General features: G+C 63.9%; 12 protein-coding genes. 7 read left to right on the plus strand and 5 right to left on the minus strand.

Features of this window, described 5'->3' with window-relative positions:
* Positions 1–2 precede the first annotated feature (2 nt).
* The 4 genes from AC3RCG_RS07010 to AC3RCG_RS07025 all read right to left on the minus strand — a co-directional run bounded on the left by AC3RCG_RS07010 (position 3) and on the right by AC3RCG_RS07025 (position 5,959).
* Positions 3–2,144, minus strand: coding sequence for a type VI secretion system Vgr family protein (locus AC3RCG_RS07010; RefSeq protein ID WP_492405237.1), 2,142 nt, complete (start codon positions 2,142–2,144; stop codon positions 3–5).
* 78 nt (positions 2,145–2,222) lie between these two features.
* Positions 2,223–3,263, minus strand: a complete 1,041-nt coding sequence (gene tssG / locus AC3RCG_RS07015; RefSeq protein WP_492405235.1) for a type VI secretion system baseplate subunit TssG — start codon at positions 3,261–3,263, stop codon at positions 2,223–2,225.
* Complete coding sequence (tssF, locus tag AC3RCG_RS07020; protein ID WP_492405233.1) at positions 3,227–5,068, minus strand: type VI secretion system baseplate subunit TssF; 1,842 nt, start codon at positions 5,066–5,068, stop codon at positions 3,227–3,229. Before tssF ends, tssG begins: the two co-directional genes overlap by 37 nt.
* Before the next feature lie 78 nt (positions 5,069–5,146).
* Positions 5,147–5,959 (minus strand): outer envelope protein, encoded by an 813-nt coding sequence (locus AC3RCG_RS07025; protein ID WP_492405306.1) that lies wholly within the window; start codon positions 5,957–5,959, stop codon positions 5,147–5,149.
* A 451-nt stretch (positions 5,960–6,410) separates the two neighbouring features.
* On the opposite strand from AC3RCG_RS07025, the gene AC3RCG_RS07030 reads away from it, so the two are divergent.
* The 7 genes from AC3RCG_RS07030 (at position 6,411) to AC3RCG_RS07060 (ending at position 15,000) form a co-directional block, all read left to right on the plus strand.
* Complete coding sequence (locus tag AC3RCG_RS07030) at positions 6,411–7,925, plus strand: ABC transporter ATP-binding protein (RefSeq protein WP_492405231.1); 1,515 nt, start codon at positions 6,411–6,413, stop codon at positions 7,923–7,925.
* Positions 7,918–8,994, plus strand: a complete 1,077-nt coding sequence (locus AC3RCG_RS07035) for an ABC transporter permease (protein WP_492405229.1) — start codon at positions 7,918–7,920, stop codon at positions 8,992–8,994. The genes AC3RCG_RS07030 and AC3RCG_RS07035 overlap by 8 nt, the downstream gene beginning before the upstream one ends.
* Positions 8,987–9,916: an ABC transporter permease gene (locus tag AC3RCG_RS07040; protein WP_121668623.1), complete on the plus strand. Its 930-nt coding sequence runs from the start codon at positions 8,987–8,989 to the stop codon at positions 9,914–9,916. The genes AC3RCG_RS07035 and AC3RCG_RS07040 overlap by 8 nt, the downstream gene beginning before the upstream one ends.
* Positions 9,917–9,937: 21 nt before the next feature.
* Positions 9,938–11,023 (plus strand): BMP family ABC transporter substrate-binding protein, encoded by a 1,086-nt coding sequence (locus tag AC3RCG_RS07045; protein WP_121668624.1) that lies wholly within the window; start codon positions 9,938–9,940, stop codon positions 11,021–11,023.
* 120 nt (positions 11,024–11,143) lie between these two features.
* Entirely contained in the window at positions 11,144–11,980 is an 837-nt protein-coding gene (locus tag AC3RCG_RS07050; protein ID WP_070218149.1) for an HDOD domain-containing protein, read from the plus strand.
* 135 nt (positions 11,981–12,115) lie between these two features.
* Positions 12,116–13,729: a M28 family peptidase gene (locus tag AC3RCG_RS07055; protein WP_492405226.1), complete on the plus strand. Its 1,614-nt coding sequence runs from the start codon at positions 12,116–12,118 to the stop codon at positions 13,727–13,729.
* A 311-nt stretch (positions 13,730–14,040) separates the two neighbouring features.
* A complete protein-coding gene (locus tag AC3RCG_RS07060) occupies positions 14,041–15,000 on the plus strand; it encodes an IS110 family RNA-guided transposase (RefSeq protein ID WP_083289991.1) in 960 nt (319 codons plus the stop codon).
* A gap of 103 nt (positions 15,001–15,103) precedes the next feature.
* Here the strand turns inward: AC3RCG_RS07060 and AC3RCG_RS07065 are convergent, their stop codons facing one another.
* Positions 15,104–16,318 (minus strand): MFS transporter, encoded by a 1,215-nt coding sequence (locus AC3RCG_RS07065; RefSeq protein ID WP_492405223.1) that lies wholly within the window; start codon positions 16,316–16,318, stop codon positions 15,104–15,106.
* Positions 16,319–16,473 lie beyond the last annotated feature (155 nt).

Genomic DNA, 16,473 nt, shown 5'->3' on the forward strand with positions numbered 1-16,473 from the left:
CGTCAGCCCGGATTATTGTCGATGTCGTCGCCGTGAATCTGCACCTTGGACCTGCCGCGGATGATGATTTCATCGGCAACCAGTTCAATGCGTCCCGGCGTGATGGTGATGCTGGACGTACCTACCGTCATCGTGTGCGAATCGGCGGCCGTGAGTGTGCTGTCGGCGCCGACGATGACGCTTTTCGCCAGGCCGATCTGCTCCGCCTGCGCCAGCACCACGGTGGTGTTCATGGCGCCGATGACGGTGGTCTGGTAGGCGGCGCCGATGGTCAGCACCTTGGCCAGGCCGATCGTTTCGTCCTTGGCCAGGGTCACCCGTTCCGAGCGGTGGCCGTCGATCTGCACCTGCTCGTTGCCGCCCACGTGTTCGCGGCGGTTGTCGCCGATGTCGATGTGTTCGTCGTGGTCCACACGCTCCCTGCGGTTGTTGTGCACGGTGATGTCTTCATCGTGGTCCACCGTCTCCGTGCGGTCGCGCTTGACGTGCACGGTTTCATCGCGGTCGACGGTTTTGCGCCGGTCGTTGCCGACCCAGTGCGATTCGTCATGCTCGACTTCGATGCGCTGGTCCTTTTCCGCATGCAGCCACAGCTCTTCCGCATCCTTGCGGTCTTCGAAGCGCAGGGCGTTGGCGTGCGCGGCGGAACCTTTTTTTGACGAGCGGCTCAGCATGCCGCTTTGCGTCTTGTTGGCCGGTAGCTCCCATGGCGGCATGTTGCGCGCGTTGTAGACGCAGCCGATGATGATGGGCATGGCGACGTTACCGTCGAGAAATTGGACGGCCACTTCCATGCCCACCCGGGGCAGGCTGATGTGGCCGAAATTCGGGCCGGCCCAGTTCGATATCACCCGTATCCAGGGTGAACTCTTGTCGTCGAAGGTACCGAGTCGGTCCCAGTGGAATTGCACCTTTACCCGTCCGTAACCATCCGTGTGGATTTCCTCGCCGGGCGGCCCGACCACGGTGGCCGTCTGCACGCCGTAGATCTTCGGTTCGCGGCTATGGAAGTTGCGGCCGGGGCGCCAGGGGATGTCACGGGCGATGCAGGTGAATGTGTTGCTGTAGTGAGAGGTGGCGCCGTGTCCCTGCTGATAGTTGTTGCTGGCGTAGTGGTGCACGGACAGGATGAGGTATTCGCTGGCTGCGCTGTCGAAATGCCCGCCCAGGGTGAACCAGCGTCCCGGTTGCGCCGTGCGGTCGTTGCCCTGCGCCTCGAACAGCTGGCCCTGGGCATCGCGCTCTTCCATGCGGCGCTGGGCCAGCTGCTCGCCATCATCGATGTTTTTAAAACCGTAGCTGCCCGTGTTTTCATATACCTCCAGGGCGGGCACGGCGCCTTGCCGGTTCAATGAGTCGCGGCTGGCGCGGGCGCTGCGCGGAATCTTGAAATTGAAGCTGGCTACCGTCATTTGGCTTGGGGCCATGCGCCGCATCGTGCTCCATTGATGCACGCCATCGTCTTCCAGGGAACCGGCCTGGTGCTGGAAGGGCATTTCGCTCAGATCGCCATCGATGGGCTTGCCGGTGGTGCTGTCGTCGGACAGCCACAAGGTGTGGCCGTCAAAGCGGTGTTCGTAGCGGTAGTGCCATCCCAGCTGCTCCCAGTGGCGGTGCAGCAGGTTGTGGTCGCTCTCGTTGTGCTGGCATGTATAGGTGATGGCGGGGTCCAGGCCGCTGGCGGCCAGCTTGTAGTCGCGCATCAGGTAGTCATCGAAGACCTTGTCCGTCAGCGCCGCCACCGTCAAGCCGTGGAAGGCGACATTGTTTTGCCGCAAGTGCAGGTGCGACAGCCATGGTTCCAGCACCATTTCATAGAAAGCAAAACCGCCGTCCGTGCGCAGGAAGCGGAATTCGAACACATAGCCATTGAAGTAGCGCAAGGTGCCGTCTTCGCGCACCAGTTCGATGCTCACCATCTTGCCCATCACTTTGTCGAGGGCGATGTAGGCGTCGTCGGACAATACTTCCACCACATAGGAAAAATCGCGCGACAGGCTTTCGCTGGCGGCCAGGCTGTTGGCCAGGAACTGGACGCCGGCAGGGCCGTCGCCATGCGGAAAGTGCAGGCGCAGCAGGCGCTGGCCCTGCATGTCGCCCATTAATGCCGTCCATGCCGCCGTCGTATCGGGGAACTGGCTCATCGTGCATCGCTTCACGTTAGGAATCGTTGGCCGACTGTAGCAATAGCGAACACAAGCGTTTTTGCGCGGCAACAAGATTCAATCGTTGAGTGAGGGCATCAATTGCATGTCGCAATGCATGTCATCGCGGTGGCGCGGCGTTGTTGCATCGCCGAGGAAACTGTTGCGGCCGAGGCCAGCTTGCCCGGTGGCCGTCAACGCCATTCCCCGCACATCGCTGGCGCGCAGTACCAGCACGATGTCGTAGCGCACGAGCGGCTGGCGGAACAGCATCAGCATGTGCCGCAGCGCCGCGCTGGCCGGGGCGCGCGGCAGGAAGCCGGCGTGCTGTTCCGCGGTGAGCGGGCCGAGGCGCAGGCGCACGGCCAGGTCGGGCCGGCGGCAGCGCTCGCCGACGGTGGCGCGCTGGCCCAGCACTGCGTTTGCCATGCCCAGCGCCGTTTGTTCGCGCGGCGCCAGCACGTCCATGGCGCCCGTCGCCTCGTCGATATGGCAGGGCACGCCGAAGTGGTCGGCGAGAATGCGCGCCATGACGACGGACGAGATGTTGCGCTGCTGGAGCAAGCCGCTGTACAGGCCGGCGGCGGCCTCGTCCTGGCTTGGGCGGCATGCGGCCAGGGCCAGCAGGCGCGTCAGGAAGTCCCCGCTGTGGCCGGCTTGCTCGATGCGGTATTTTTGCCAGGCCTGGTAAAACAGAACGACGGTGCGGCTGGAAAACAGGTCGAGAAAAGCGCGCGGGCTATTCTCGCGTTCGCTGTACTGGTGGGCGGCAATGCGCTCCGAGTAGTGGCTGGGCAAGCTGCCCTGGCAACCCAGCAGGCCCATGAAGGCGGGCGTGATGTGGATATGGTGTACATGACCCGACAGCAGCGCTTGCAGCAAGGCATCCGCATCGGCGATCCCGCTTGTCGTGAGCGTCTCGACCTGGCTGGCTGGAAAGCGCAGCGAGACGCTATTGTCGAAGCGCATGACCTTCGCCAGCGCCGCGTGTTCATCGATGCCGTGTTCGGCCAGCCAGGCCAGCAGCAGGCGCAGCACCTGGAAGCACTCGAAGCGCTGCGGCGCGTCGAGCAATTGCTGGATCACGCTGGCGTGGCGTCGGCGCTGCGTTCTGGGCATCGTAGGATTTCCTCGCCGCTGCGATGGGACAGCAGCGTCAGTTGGCTAAAGCAGTTGAGCTGGCTGTTCAGGGCGAAGTAGCGCTGCAGCACCTGCGCGAAGATGTACACGCTGCTGCCGACAAACGCTTGCTCGTCAATGCCCAGGCGGATGGCGATGCCGGGCATCAGGGTGGGAAACGGTACGGTTGGCATCCACGCGCGCGTGCTGCCGTGCTCGAGCGTGACGATGCCCTGGATCAGCCGTTGCGTGGTGGGCGAGCGGGGCAGGTCGTACAGGCTCAGCATTTTCTGGAAGTCGCCCAGGCCAGCCTGCGTCAGGCTCGAGTAATTGAGCGACAGGTGCGCGATCAGGCGCCAGTGCGTGTCCGCCGGGAAACGCATGCTGGGTGTGGGCTTGCGCAGGAAGCGCGCGGGTATGCCGTCGGGCACGTCCTCGGCCAGCAGGTCGCCGCTGGGCGAGCCATAGTGCAGTTGCGTGGGCAAATCGCGGTTGCTGCACAGCAGCTGCGTCGAAACGGTGGCGCAGGCCGCACTGCCCGGCGAAAACTGCGGGTCGATCAGGCTCAGGCGCATTTCATGGCCGGGGCTGACGTCCGCCACGGCTTCGTCGCGGCGCGCCAGCCAGTATTGGCCATGCTCAGTCCGAGAACCTTGCAGCGTGGCATACAGCGGCAAGAAGGTGCTCAGACGCTCGCCGGCCTCGTCCTTGCGCACCAGGGTGACGGTCTCGATGCTGTGGATGTCGTAGGCAAACGCATGCGTGGCATCGGCCACCAGCGCGTAGTCGGGCTCCGTGTGCGTGATGCGGATCGGCACGCCGGACTTGGCAAACAGGTTGACGACGGGCGTGCAGCCGGGCAGCAGGTTGTCGCGGCTGACGCCGGACAGGAGCCGCGCCTCGTGGCTGTCGCTGCGCACGCCTTCGAGCGGCAGGTGCAAGGTGAACTGGCGGCACTGTTTCGGCAGCAAGGCGGCCAGCAGGGACCAGGCGACATCGATGAAATGGAATTTTTCCGGGAAGGCGAAATACTCGGTCAGCAGGCGCAGGGGCGGGTGCGAGCGGGCGGAAACGGGGATCAGCGCATCGTCGTCGGCATAGCCGGCCGGCGCCAGCGGCATACCGTCGACGGCCAGCCACGGACTGTGTTCGTCCAGCGCTACATACGCGCCCGTGCTGCGCAGGAACAGGGCGTCGAGCAGGGCCGCGCGCACGGACGGTTCGCCATCGGCAAACAGGCGCAGGCTGGACAAGCCGGCCTGGTCCAGGTGGTAGTTGTCGCTGCTGCTGGTGAACTGAATGCTGAGCAGGGCGCTGGCGCCGGCGGGCAGGCGCAGGCCGGGCGGCGCGTCGATGAGCGGCGAAAAATGCAGGCGAGAAATAGCCAGCGGCGCCAGGGTCACGTCATACGCGCTGGTGAATTTGCAGGCCACGCCCTGCACCGGCTGCGAGCGCAGCACGGTGCCGCGCGCCACATGCGCCACCTGGGACAGCTGGCCGCCGCCCGGCGCTTCGTCTGCCGCGATGCGCACGATGGAGCATGAGGGAAAGGGCCGCAGATAGTGCGGGTACAAAGTTTCCAGCAGAGAGTTGGTGAATTGCGGATAGGCGTCGTCGAGGCGCTTGGCGACTCTGGCCGTGAGCAGGGCGACGGACTGGATCAGGCGCTCGACGTGCGGGTCTTCGCACGTCTCGCCGGCGATCAGCAGGCGCCCGGCCGCTTTCGGATAGCGGCTGGAAAACTCGCGCGTGTACTGGCGGAACAGGCCCAGCTCACGCTCATAATACGGCAGCAGTTGTTCCACGGTCGCGCTCTCCGCCAGCAGGAAAGCTTCATGCTGGCATCAGGCGCGACGGTGGGTGTTGATGAGAAACAATGATTCTTAGAAATGGTATTCCGCGCGTATCATCGGCGTCTTCGCCGTCTGGCCCACGTTGCCCGTGGTGGCGGGCGAGTTGCCGAACTTGTTCTTCCAGTACTGGTATTCCAGGCCCACGCGGAAGGTGTTCTTGGCGCTGCCCAGGGCCGCGCCCACGTCGTACATCACTTGCATGTCGATATTTGTTTCCACGGCCGTGTCGCGCCCCACTTCATCCTTGCCTTTGGAATCGATGAGGTTGAAGAAACCTTCGAACGAGAACAGCGGCGACAAGGGGATGGCCCAGGCGCCCGTCAGCATGGCGTGCGTTTTATACGTGTAGCGGCCCGTCACTTGCGAGATGGGCGGGAAGGCGCCGCTGGGGGCGTTGCTTTCGCGCAGCAACAGCAGGCTGGTGTTGAAGAAGCCGGGCACGTCCCACATCAGGGTCGGGCCGGCCACCAGCATGCGCTTGCGCGAGTTGTAGCCGACGTCATTCTTCGTGTTGACGTCGAAGCCCAGGGTCACGCCCACGCCGCGCACGGGGCCGAACTTGATGTCGCTGCCGCGCACCTTGCCGATGTCGATGGTGTTGCGGTACACCAGGTAGGCCTCTTGCGCGCCGGACGTTTTACCGAGTGCGCCGGGGTCCTTGCTGTCGGACATCAGGAAGTCGAGATTGACGAAGTTGCTGCCGTATTTGTAGCCGCTGGCGTGCGTGATGGCAAAGATGTTTTTCTTGATGTCGTCCGGGTTGAACGGCTCGCGGTAGTCATTGCCGGCGCGCCAGCTCAGCGCGGTATCGCTCCATTCGGCAGCCTGGACGGTCGCGCCCACGCCGAGGGTGGTAGTGAGGCAGAGCAACAGACAAGGTAGGGTTTTTGGCACTTTCGGCTCCTGATGGCGGTGTTGGAAAACGGGAACTGGGATGGCTGGGTGCAGGGGGGAACCCACTGGCGCGCATGTCGCGCTGCGGTGTGGCATTGCGCGCCGTTCAATCCATGATGCGAGAAGCGCCGCGCTGGGCGATATGTCTTATCTGCATACTTACTATCAGTTCTTGCATATAATCATCGCACCTTCTCGTCCTTGCGGGGCAAGGCGGCCGCTGTAAAGCTGATAATTTTTTTCAAAATTGTATACAGGTGTTGTTTTTTTGTGGAAATAGAAATGCGCGCCGCCACACCATCCCCCAAGCGCCGCGGATGCCGATACGATAGAGACAAGAGCTTGAATTTTTCCACCGGCGACGATGCCGGCGACCCCGCAGCGAGGCACGAAAAAAACAATGACGGCACGCCTGGAATTACACGACATCAGCAAGCGCTATCCGGCCGTGGTGGCCAATGACGGCATCGACCTCACCGTCGCGCCCGGACAAATTCACGCCGTGCTCGGCGAGAACGGTGCCGGCAAATCGACCTTGATGAAAATCATCTACGGCGCTGTGCAGCCCGATGGCGGCCGCATCCTGTGGAATGGCCGCGAGGTCGAGATCGCCAACCCGTCGGCCGCGCGCGCGCTGGGCATCGCCATGGTGTTCCAGCACTTTTCCCTGTTCGATACCTTGACGGTCACGGAAAACATCGCCCTCGGTTTGCCCGCCGGCACCAACATGGCGGAGCTGGCCCAGCGCATCGAAGACACTGCGCGCCAGTACGGCCTGGACCTGGAACCGCAGCGCCACGTGCACACGCTATCCGTCGGTGAATGCCAGCGCGTGGAAATCGTGCGCGCCTTGCTGGCCAAGCCGCAACTGCTGATCCTCGATGAACCGACGTCCGTGCTGACGCCGGGCGCCGTGGAAAAACTGTTTGGCACGTTGCGCCAGCTGGCGGCCGAAGGTTGCAGCATCCTGTACATCAGCCACAAGCTCGACGAGATCCGCGCCCTGTGCCATACGTGCACCGTGGTGCGCGCCGGCAAGAACGCGGGCGTGTGCGACCCTTCGCAAGAGTCGGCGGCCAGCCTGTCGCGCATGATGATCGGCGCGGAGCCGCCCGCCGTCACGCGCGTGGCGCGCACGCCCGGCGCGGCCATGTTGAGCGTGCGCAATCTGGATTTGCCGAAGAGCCATCCGTTCGCCACGCAATTGATCGATATCAATTTCGACGTGCGCGCGGGCGAGATCGTCGGCATCGCTGGCGTGTCCGGCAATGGCCAGCAGGAATTGCTGGCGGCCCTGTCGGGCGAGGACATGCGCACGGCTCCGGCCAGCATCGTGCTCAACGGCACGCCTGCCGGGCGCTTGCCGCCGGGACGCCGGCGCGCCCTCGGCTTCGGTTTCGTGCCGGAAGAGCGGCTGGGACGCGGCGCCGTGCCCGACATGGGGCTGGCCGACAACGTCTTATTGAGCTTGCAGACTCCCGCCACCATCCGCCACGGCTTCCTGCGCCGCAAGGTCATCGCGCAGCGGGCGGCCGCCATCATTGCGCGCTTCCAGGTGAAGGCAGGCGGGCCGCAGGCGCTGGCGCGCAGCCTGTCGGGCGGCAACTTGCAGAAATACATAGTCGGACGCGAAGTCATGCGCGAACCCACGGTGCTGGTGGTGGCGCAGCCGACCTGGGGCGTGGACGTGGGCGCGGCCGCGCAAATTCGCGCCGAACTGCTGGCGCTGCGCGACGCTGGCTGTGCCTTGCTCATCGTGTCGGAGGAACTCGATGAGTTATTCGACATCAGCGACCGCCTGCTGGTGATGGCAAAAGGAAAAATTTCACCGTCGCTGGACGTGGGCGAGGCCAGCGTCGATCTCGTTGGGCAATGGATGAGCGGGCTGTGGCCGCAGGAGGCTGCCCATGGCTAAGTTTGCCTTGCGCCTGGAAGCCCGTCCTGCACCGTCGCGCCTGATGTCGTGGCTGTCGCCCGTGCTGGCCGTGCTGCTCACGGTACTGTGCGGCGCGCTGCTGTTTATGGCGCTGGGCCACGATCCCTTGGCGGGCCTGGCCGTGTTCTTCGTCGAACCCTTGCGCGACGCGCACGGCTGGTCCGAGCTGGGCATTAAAGTCGCCCCTTTGCTGCTGATCGCCGTCGGCCTGGCCATCTGCTTTCGCGCCAACATCTATAACATCGGCGCGGAAGGCCAACTGACCCTGGGCGCCATCTGCGGCGGCGCGGCCGCCTTGTACCTGGACGATGGCGTGGGCGGCGCGGCCCTCATCGGCATTTCCCTGCTGGCCGGCATGGCGGGCGGCATGGCGTGGGCGGGCCTGGTGGCCTGGCTGCGCGACCGCTACAACGCCAGCGAAATCCTCGTCTCGCTGATGCTCGTCTACATCGCGCAATTGCTGCTCAGCTATCTCGTGTACGGCGTGCTGCGCGATCCGGAAGGCTTCAATTTCCCCCAGTCGAAACTGCTGTCGGACGGCTTGCTGTTGCCGATGGTGATCAGCGACACGCGCTTGCACGTAGGCATCGTGTTTGCCTTGCTGGCCTCGCTGGGCGGCTGGCTGTATCTGTCGCGCAGCATTGCCGGTTTCCGCCTGCGCGTGGGCGGCATGGCGCCTGCCGCCGCCCGGTATGCGGGCTTTTCCTCGCGCAAGACTTTATGGTCGTCGCTGCTGATCTGCGGCGCCCTGTCCGGCCTGGCGGGCGCGTGCGAGGTGCTGGGACCGATGGGGCAGCTCACGCCCACGGTCTCGCCCGGCTACGGCTTTGCCGCCATCATCGTCGCCTTCGTGGGGCGGCTGCATCCGGTCGGCGTGATTTTTTCCAGCTTCGTCATGGCCCTGTTCTATATCGGCGGCGAACTGGCGCAATCGCGCCTGGGCTTGCCCAGCGCCATCACGGGCGTGTTCCAGGGCATCTTGCTGTTTGCCTTGCTCGCTTGCGATGTGTTGATCCAATACAAACTGCGCTGGAGGAAACATGGATAACCTGGCCCTGACGATAGCGCCTTTGATTGCCGCCAGCATCAATGCGGGCACGCCGCTGATGCTCGCCGCGCTGGGGCTGCTCGTCAATGAAAAGGCGGGCGTGGTGAACCTGGGCGCGGAAGGCATGATGCTGGTGTCGGCCATTACGGGCTTTGCCGTGGCCGTCAACACGGGCAGCCCCACCCTGGGCTTTCTGGCGGGGGCGGGCGCCAGCATGGTCCTGTCCGGCTTCTTTGCCTGGCTGACCGTGTGGCTGGGCACGAACCAGTACGCGACGGGCCTGGCCTTGTCTCTGTTCGGCGCGGGTGCGTCCACGTACATCGGCTTGAAGTATGTGGGCAACAGCTTGCAGAACGGCCGCTTCGGCATCCCTTTATTAGAAGACATTCCCGTGCTGGGGCCGGCCCTGTTCCGCCAGCATCCGATGGTGTATCTGTCGCTCTTGCTGTGCGTGGCCATCGCCTGGTTTCTGTACCGCACGCGGGCAGGATTGGTGCTGCGCGCCGTGGGCGAGTCACCGTCTTCCGCGCATGCGCTCGGCTATCCCGTGCGGCGTATCCGCCTGGCGGCCGTGCTGTTCGGCGGCGCCTGCTGCGGCCTGGCCGGCGCGTTTTTATCGCTCGTGTACACGCCGCTGTGGGTCGAGGGCATGGTGGCGGGACGCGGCTGGATCGCGCTGGCGCTGACGACCTTTGCCACCTGGCGTCCGGCGCGCGTGGTGGGCGGCGCCTACCTGTTCGGCGGCATCACGATATTGACGTTCCACGCGCAGGCGATGGGCGTGCCCATCGCGTCGCAGCTGCTGTCGATGCTGCCGTATGTGGCAGCCATCGTCGTGCTCGTGCTCATTTCCAGCAATGCCAATTACATCAAGCTCAACATGCCCGCTTCGCTGGGGAAAAATTTCAATCCCGGAAATTAATCACTGACCACAAGGAAAATCATGTCCAAGAAACTATTGTGCGCCGCCGTCTGCAGTGCCACGCTGATGTCCGTCATGCCCGCCATGGCCGCCGCCCCCGCGACTGCGCCGCTGAATGTCGGTTTTGTTTACATCAGCCCCATCGGCGACGCGGGCTGGACCACCCAGCACGATCAGGCGCGCAAGGAAATGGAAAAGGCGCTGGGCAACAAGATCAGCACCAGGTTTGTGGAAAACGTGCCGGAGAGCGCCGATGCGGAACGGGTGATCCGCGACCTGGCGCAGACGGGCAGCAAGCTGGTCATCACGACCTCGTTCGGCTACATGAATCCCACCTTGAAAGTGGCGAAACAATTTCCTAATGTGAAGTTCATTCATCTGACTGGCTACAAGACGGCCGTCAACGTGGCCAACACGAATGCCCGTTTCTACGAGGGCCGCTACCTGGCCGGCGTATTGGCGGGCAAGATGAGCAAGACCCACGTGGCCGGTTATGTGGCGGCGTTCCCCATCCCGGAAGTGTTGCAGGGAGTGAACGCCTTCACGCGCGGCATGCGCAGCGTCGACCCGAAGGCGGAAGTGAAAGTGGTGTGGGTTAATAGCTGGTTCGATCCGGGCAAGGAACGCGACGCGGCCATCACCCTGATCGGCCAGGGCGCCGACGTGGTCACCCACCACACGGACTCGACCGCCGTGGTGCAGGCGGCGGAAGAGAAGGGCAAGTATGCGATCGCCTACCACTCGGACATGAAAAAGTACGGGCCGAAGGCGCAGCTGGCCGCCGTCACCCACCATTGGGGCGACTACTACACGAAGCAGGCGCAGGCCGTGCTGGACGGCACGTGGAAGTCCAGCAGCACCTGGGGCGGCATCAAGGATGGCATGGTCAAGCTGGAAGGCATCAATGCGGCCGTGCCCGCCGACGTGAAACAGTTTGTATTGGCGCGCGAGAAAGACTTGGTTGCTGGTAAGCTCAATCCTTTCAGCGCGCCGATCAAGGATAACGATGGCAAGGTGCGCCTGGACAAAGGCGTGCTCGACGATGCGGCGCTGACGAAGATGGATTATTTTGTCGAAGGCGTGGCAGGGAAAGTTTCCGGAAAGTAATAGGGTTGCGTATAAACTTGCTGTAATATTGCCGGAAACGGGAGCAGGGCCGGGGATACATGCGCGTTCCCGGCCCACCCACACAGCAGAGCCTAATAGGCCCGTACCGGAGATTGACCCATGGACAGACTGGAAGTATTCAAGATTATCGCGTTGCAAGCGAGCAAGGGCGAGCTGACGTTCCCCGCCAACGTCAAGGCCACCTTGAAGCTGCAGGAAGCGCTGGACGACCCCGATTGCCATATCGAAGCGGCCGCCCGCATGGTCATGGCCGAGCCGCTGCTGTCGGCGCGGGTCGTGGCATTGGCCAACTCGGCCGCCTACAACCGTTCCGGCAATGAAATCGCCAATGTGCGCGCAGCCGTTTCGCGCCTGGGCTTTGCCACCTTGAAATCGATGGTGGCATCCGTCATCGTGCGCCAGCTGGGCAGCCAGATCACGGACCCGCAATTGCGCGCCAAGGCGGCCAGGCTGTGGGAACATACGGCCCACGTGGCCGCGCTGAGCCAGGTCATCGCCCGGAAAGTCACGCATGTGGATGTTGAAACGGCCATGTTCGCCGCCATCGTGCACGAAGTGGGCGGCTTTTATCTGCTGTCGCGCGCCGAGGAATATCCGGGCCTGCTCGACGACAATACCGAAGACTGGATCGAATACGGCGAAAAGCTGATCGGCCGCGGCGTGCTGCGCCAGCTGCAAGTGCCGGACATGGTCTTGCAGGCCGTGGAAGGCATGTGGCACGGCGGCAGCACGTTTCCGCCCCGCACCCTGGGCGCGACCCTGGTGCTGGCCAACGATCTGTCGCCCGTCGGCTCGCCCCTGCACCCGCCGGAAAGCGCCGCGCGGCGCCAGGCGGCGGCGAAGATCGACTTCGGCATCGGCGGCAGCACTCTGCACACGATACTCGAGGAATCGGCCGAAGAGATCGAATCGCTGGCGGCCGCCTTGCTCGTGTAATTTACTCGGCCATGACATCCCCGCCTTGCCGCGGGGATTTTTTTCGTCCGCATTTTGCCGCGCCTGCCCCATGGCATACAATCGCCGGCCCGGCCATCCGCCGGACTGAATGTCTCCTCTTATCCAAAGGATCTTATGCAGAAGCTGTTTTCTTCCCTGGCCTTGACGGCGCTGGCGTTTTCCGCCCAGGCCGCTACCGGTTTGCCCGTGGTGCAGGAAGCGCCCTTGCGCGCCCACCTGGCCTTCCTGTCCAACGATTTGCTCGAAGGCCGGGGCACGGGCCAGCGCGGCGCCGACCTGACGGTGGCGTACCTGGAAACCCAGGCGCAGATGGCCGGCCTGCAACCCGTGCGCGGCAACAGCTACCGCCAGAGCGTGCGGATCGCCGGCGTGAAGTCGCTGCCTGCCGAGAGCAGCCTGCAGGCGGTGGCCGGCGGCAAGGCCGTGCCGCTGGCGTTCGGCCCCGACTGGGTCTGGGCCACGGGCGACTCCGTTGCCGCCCACACCTTCGACGCGCCGCTCGTCTTCGTCGGCTACGGCATCACGGCGCCGGAAGAGGGCTGGAATGATTTCAAGGGCGTCGATGTCAAAAACAAGATCGTCGTCATGATGGTCAACGACCCGCAGCCGACCGCGCTTGATCCGAACCGCTTTGCCGGCAAGGCGCTGACCTATTACGGCCGCTGGACGTATAAATTCGAGGAAGCCAAACGCCAGGGCGCGGCGGGCGTATTGCTGATCCACACGAAACCATCGGCATCGTACGACTGGAGCGTGGTGCAGAACAGCTGGAGCGGCAGTGAACGCTTCCAGTTGGCGGACCGCACGGCCGGCACCCCGCTGCAGGGCTGGATCGCGGAAGACGCGGCGCGCCGCTTGTTTGCTGCGGGCGGGCAAGATCTGGACGCCTTGCGCGCGCAAGCGGAAAGCAAGGACTTCCAGGCCGTCGCATTGAACGCCAAGCTGTCGGGCGAAATGAAGTCCGTCGTGCGCAAGGTGGAACAGTTCAATATCGCCGGCATGGTGCCGGGCACCGACCCGGTATTGAAAGATGAAGCCGTCATCTACAGCGGTCACTGGGACCACCTGGGCAAGCAAGGTGACGCTGGAGACACGATTTACAACGGCGCCGTCGACAATGCCTCGGGCACGGCCGGCTTGCTGGCCATGGCGCAGGAAGCCGTGAAAAAGCCGGCGAAGCGCACGCAGATCTTCCTGTGGGTGGCGGCCGAGGAACAGGGGCTATTGGGCAGCGCCGCCTACGCGGCCGACCCGCTGTGGCCGCTGGACAAGACGGCCGCCGCGCTGAACCTGGACAGCCTGAATTTCGTCGGCGCCACGCACGACATCGGCGCGCAGGGCAGCGAGCGCACGGAACTGGGCGCGATTGCCGCCACGGTGGCCAAAGCCATGGGCATGCACATTGCTGCCGCGCGTCCCGACCTGGCCGGCGGTTATTTCCGCAGCGACCATTTCAGTTTTGCCAAGGCGGGCGTGCCCGCGTTTTCCATCAATGGCGGACGCGAGTACATCAAGGACGTGGCAGCGTCGAAAGCCAAGGCGGCCGCCTACGGCCCCCGCTACCATCAAGTCACCGATGAGTACGATGCCAGCTGGGATTTGTCCGGCATGACGCAGCAGGCGCAATTCACCTTGAACCTGGGGCAGGCCGTGGCAAATGGCGCGAAGATGCCGGCCTGGAAGGCGGGCGATGCGTTCGGCAAGGCGCGCGGGCCGGCCGCGAAATAAGACGTGGTCCGTGCAAACAACGTTGTCGGATTACGCGCGGCCTCGCCGCGCCTCGGCGGCCCCGCTAATCCGACCTTGTATTATTCCCCTCATGCCGTTCGTGGTATTGCGAACGGTATCGACCGCTGTCAAAATCTTGGTAGGCATATCAAGACCGGGTAACTGGATGCCGTATCCGCCCTTAGGCCCCGAGCCAGCTCCGTAGATCTCGCACCAGTTACCCATCCTCCATGTCAAGATCGGACAGTATCTTTGGCACCGGCATGCCGGTTAGCCCGCATTTGCAAGGTAGATCGCAAGAGGACCACAGCATGTTTAATTTAGGAATCGACGTTGCCAAGGCCAAGCTCGACTGCGCGCTGCGCCTGCCCAACGGCAAGCATCGTAACAAGGTTGTCGAGAACAACCGTCAAGGATTCACCGCGCTCCACGCATGGCTGCTGAAGCATGCTGCCGGCAGCCCCAGGGTGTGCATGGAAGCGACGGGCACGTATTGGGAAGGGGTTGCCGAATATCTCGCTGGACTTGGCATGGTGGTCAGTGTCATCAATCCAGCCCAGATCAAGGCCTTCAGCGCTTCACGCCTGGTGCGCACCAAGACCGACAAGGTCGACGCACAGCTGATCGCCGACTTCGCCCATGAACGCCAGCCAGAGCCCTGGCAGGCGCCATCGCCGGCCGAGCAATCGCTGCGCGCGCTGGTGCTGCGCCTCGATGCCTTGCAAGCGATGCGCCAGCAGGAAAGCAACCGGCTTGAAGTGGCGCGCGCGGCGGTACGCCAGGGTATCGAGGATCATATTGCCTGGCTCGACGCCGAGATCAAGGCGCTGATCCTGGCGATCCGCCGTCATATCGATGACGACCCGGATTTACGCGGCAAGCGCGAATTGCTCGATAGCATCCCTGGCCTGGGCGAGCGCACGATTCCCGTGCTGCTGTCCTACTACGCCAATCCTGAGCGCTTCGACAGCGCCAAGCAGGCGGTGGCGTTTGCGGGCCTCGATCCGCGCCAGCACGAGTCAGGTTCCAGCGTGCGTGGCAAGCCACGCATGTCGAAGGTCGGCCACAGTTTCCTGCGCAAGGCACTGTACATGCCGGCCATGGTGGCAGTGCATAAGACGCCTTGGGGCAAGCGCTTCGGTCAGCGTCTGCGTGACGCCGGCAAAGCGCCCAAGCTGATCATCGGCGCCATGATGCGCAAGCTGGTGCACGTGGCATTCGGCGTGCTCAGGTCGGGAAAAATATTTGATCCGGCCTTGCACGCCGCTTGACGGGGATAACAGTATCTACGCCTGTTCGCTTGGAGCAAGTGCGTAGGTCGGGTTAGCGCGCCAGCGCGTAACCCGACAACATTGTTGGCCCCGCAGCGCCGGATCAAGCCGCCCGTTCCAGCCTGCGCTGCGTATGCCGGTACTTGCTCCACACGATCAGCAGCAACAGCGGCATGGCGCCGCCGACCGTGCACAGGGCTGGCCAGCCGCCGGCGGCAAAGCTGGCGCTGGCCAGCGCGGAGCCAGCCGAGGCGCCGATGAAGCCGCCCGCGATGAAGACGGTGGTGACCCTGGCCCGCGCATGGGGCGCCAGTTTATAGATGATGGACTGGTGCGTCACTTGCAAACCCATCACGCCCATGTCCAGCAGCACGATACCGATCAACAGCAGCGCCAGCGAATGGGCGCCGAAGCCGATCAGGGCCCAGCCCGCGATCGAGGCGACGGCCAGTAGCCACGTGGCCTGGCGCGCATAGCCGCGGTCGGCCATGCGGCCCGCCGTATTCGCGGCAAAGGCGCCCGTGGCGCCCGCCAGGCCGAACAGGCCGATCTGCATTTCCGAATAGTGGTACGGCGCGCCGCTGAGCAGGAAGGTCAGGCCCGTCCAGAACACGCTGAAGGTGCCCAGGCCCAGGCCCGAGAACAGGGCGCGCTGGCGCAGCAACGGTTCCTGGCGGATGATGTCGGCCAGGGAGGCCATCAGCTTGCCGTATTGCAGCGTGCCACGCGGCGCCTCGTTGGGCAGGATGCGGCGCAGCATGACGAGCAGGGCGGCCACGACGATGGCGGCCAGCACGTAGACGGTGCGCCAGCCACCGCTGATCTGCGACACGGTACCGGAGACGGTACGCGCGAGCAAGATGCCCAACAACAAGCCAGTCATGACGGTGCCCACCATGCGGCCCCGGCTGTGGTCGGGCGCATACGAAGCCACCATGGCCGTGACCACCATCAAGGCGCTGGCCGTGATCCCCATCAGGACGCTGGCGATGGCAAAGACGATGATGTTCTGACTGGTAGCGGCCAGCAGCAGGGCACCGATCTTGGCAATCAGCATCCACGTCAGCAATTGGCGGCGGTTCAGTACGTCACTGAGGGGGACCAAAAACACGATGCCCAGCACATAGCCGATCTGCGTGGCCGTGACCAGGTAGCCCGCTTGCGGCACGCTCACGCCAAACGAGGCGGCCAGCATGGACGTGAGCGGCTGCACATAGTACAGGCTGGCGACGAGCACGCCGGCGGACAGGGCGAACAACAGGATGCGGGTGGAGCTCAGCAGGGTGCTGGCGTCGACATTCGATGGTGCGGATTTCATGCGGTACAACTTTCTTGGAATGATGCTTTTGGATGAGCATGATAGCGGGGCTGCGCATTTCTTGCCGGGCGCGGCCGATTTTGTGACTGGACGCGAGCAAAAAAATCCCGGCGATCGTTGCCGACGGCCGGGAAAAGGGTATTTGGGGAAATACC

This window comes from Janthinobacterium sp. GW823-FHT01H08, assembly GCF_058797855.1.

What these genes read in the sequence shown, in the direction of transcription:
- AC3RCG_RS07010 (WP_492405237.1), bottom strand. Translation starts at nt 2,144, where the DNA reads ATGAGCCAGTTCCCCGATACGACGGCGGCATGGACGGCATTAATGGGC.
- AC3RCG_RS07040 (WP_121668623.1), top strand. Translation starts at nt 8,987, where the DNA reads ATGGATAACCTGGCCCTGACGATAGCGCCTTTGATTGCCGCCAGCATC.
- AC3RCG_RS07060 (WP_083289991.1), top strand. Translation starts at nt 14,041, where the DNA reads ATGTTTAATTTAGGAATCGACGTTGCCAAGGCCAAGCTCGACTGCGCG.
- AC3RCG_RS07055 (WP_492405226.1), top strand. Translation starts at nt 12,116, where the DNA reads ATGCAGAAGCTGTTTTCTTCCCTGGCCTTGACGGCGCTGGCGTTTTCC.
- AC3RCG_RS07035 (WP_492405229.1), top strand. Translation starts at nt 7,918, where the DNA reads ATGGCTAAGTTTGCCTTGCGCCTGGAAGCCCGTCCTGCACCGTCGCGC.
- AC3RCG_RS07030 (WP_492405231.1), top strand. Translation starts at nt 6,411, where the DNA reads ATGACGGCACGCCTGGAATTACACGACATCAGCAAGCGCTATCCGGCC.
- AC3RCG_RS07045 (WP_121668624.1), top strand. Translation starts at nt 9,938, where the DNA reads ATGTCCAAGAAACTATTGTGCGCCGCCGTCTGCAGTGCCACGCTGATG.
- tssG (WP_492405235.1), bottom strand. Translation starts at nt 3,263, where the DNA reads ATGCCCAGAACGCAGCGCCGACGCCACGCCAGCGTGATCCAGCAATTG.
- AC3RCG_RS07050 (WP_070218149.1), top strand. Translation starts at nt 11,144, where the DNA reads ATGGACAGACTGGAAGTATTCAAGATTATCGCGTTGCAAGCGAGCAAG.
- AC3RCG_RS07065 (WP_492405223.1), bottom strand. Translation starts at nt 16,318, where the DNA reads ATGAAATCCGCACCATCGAATGTCGACGCCAGCACCCTGCTGAGCTCC.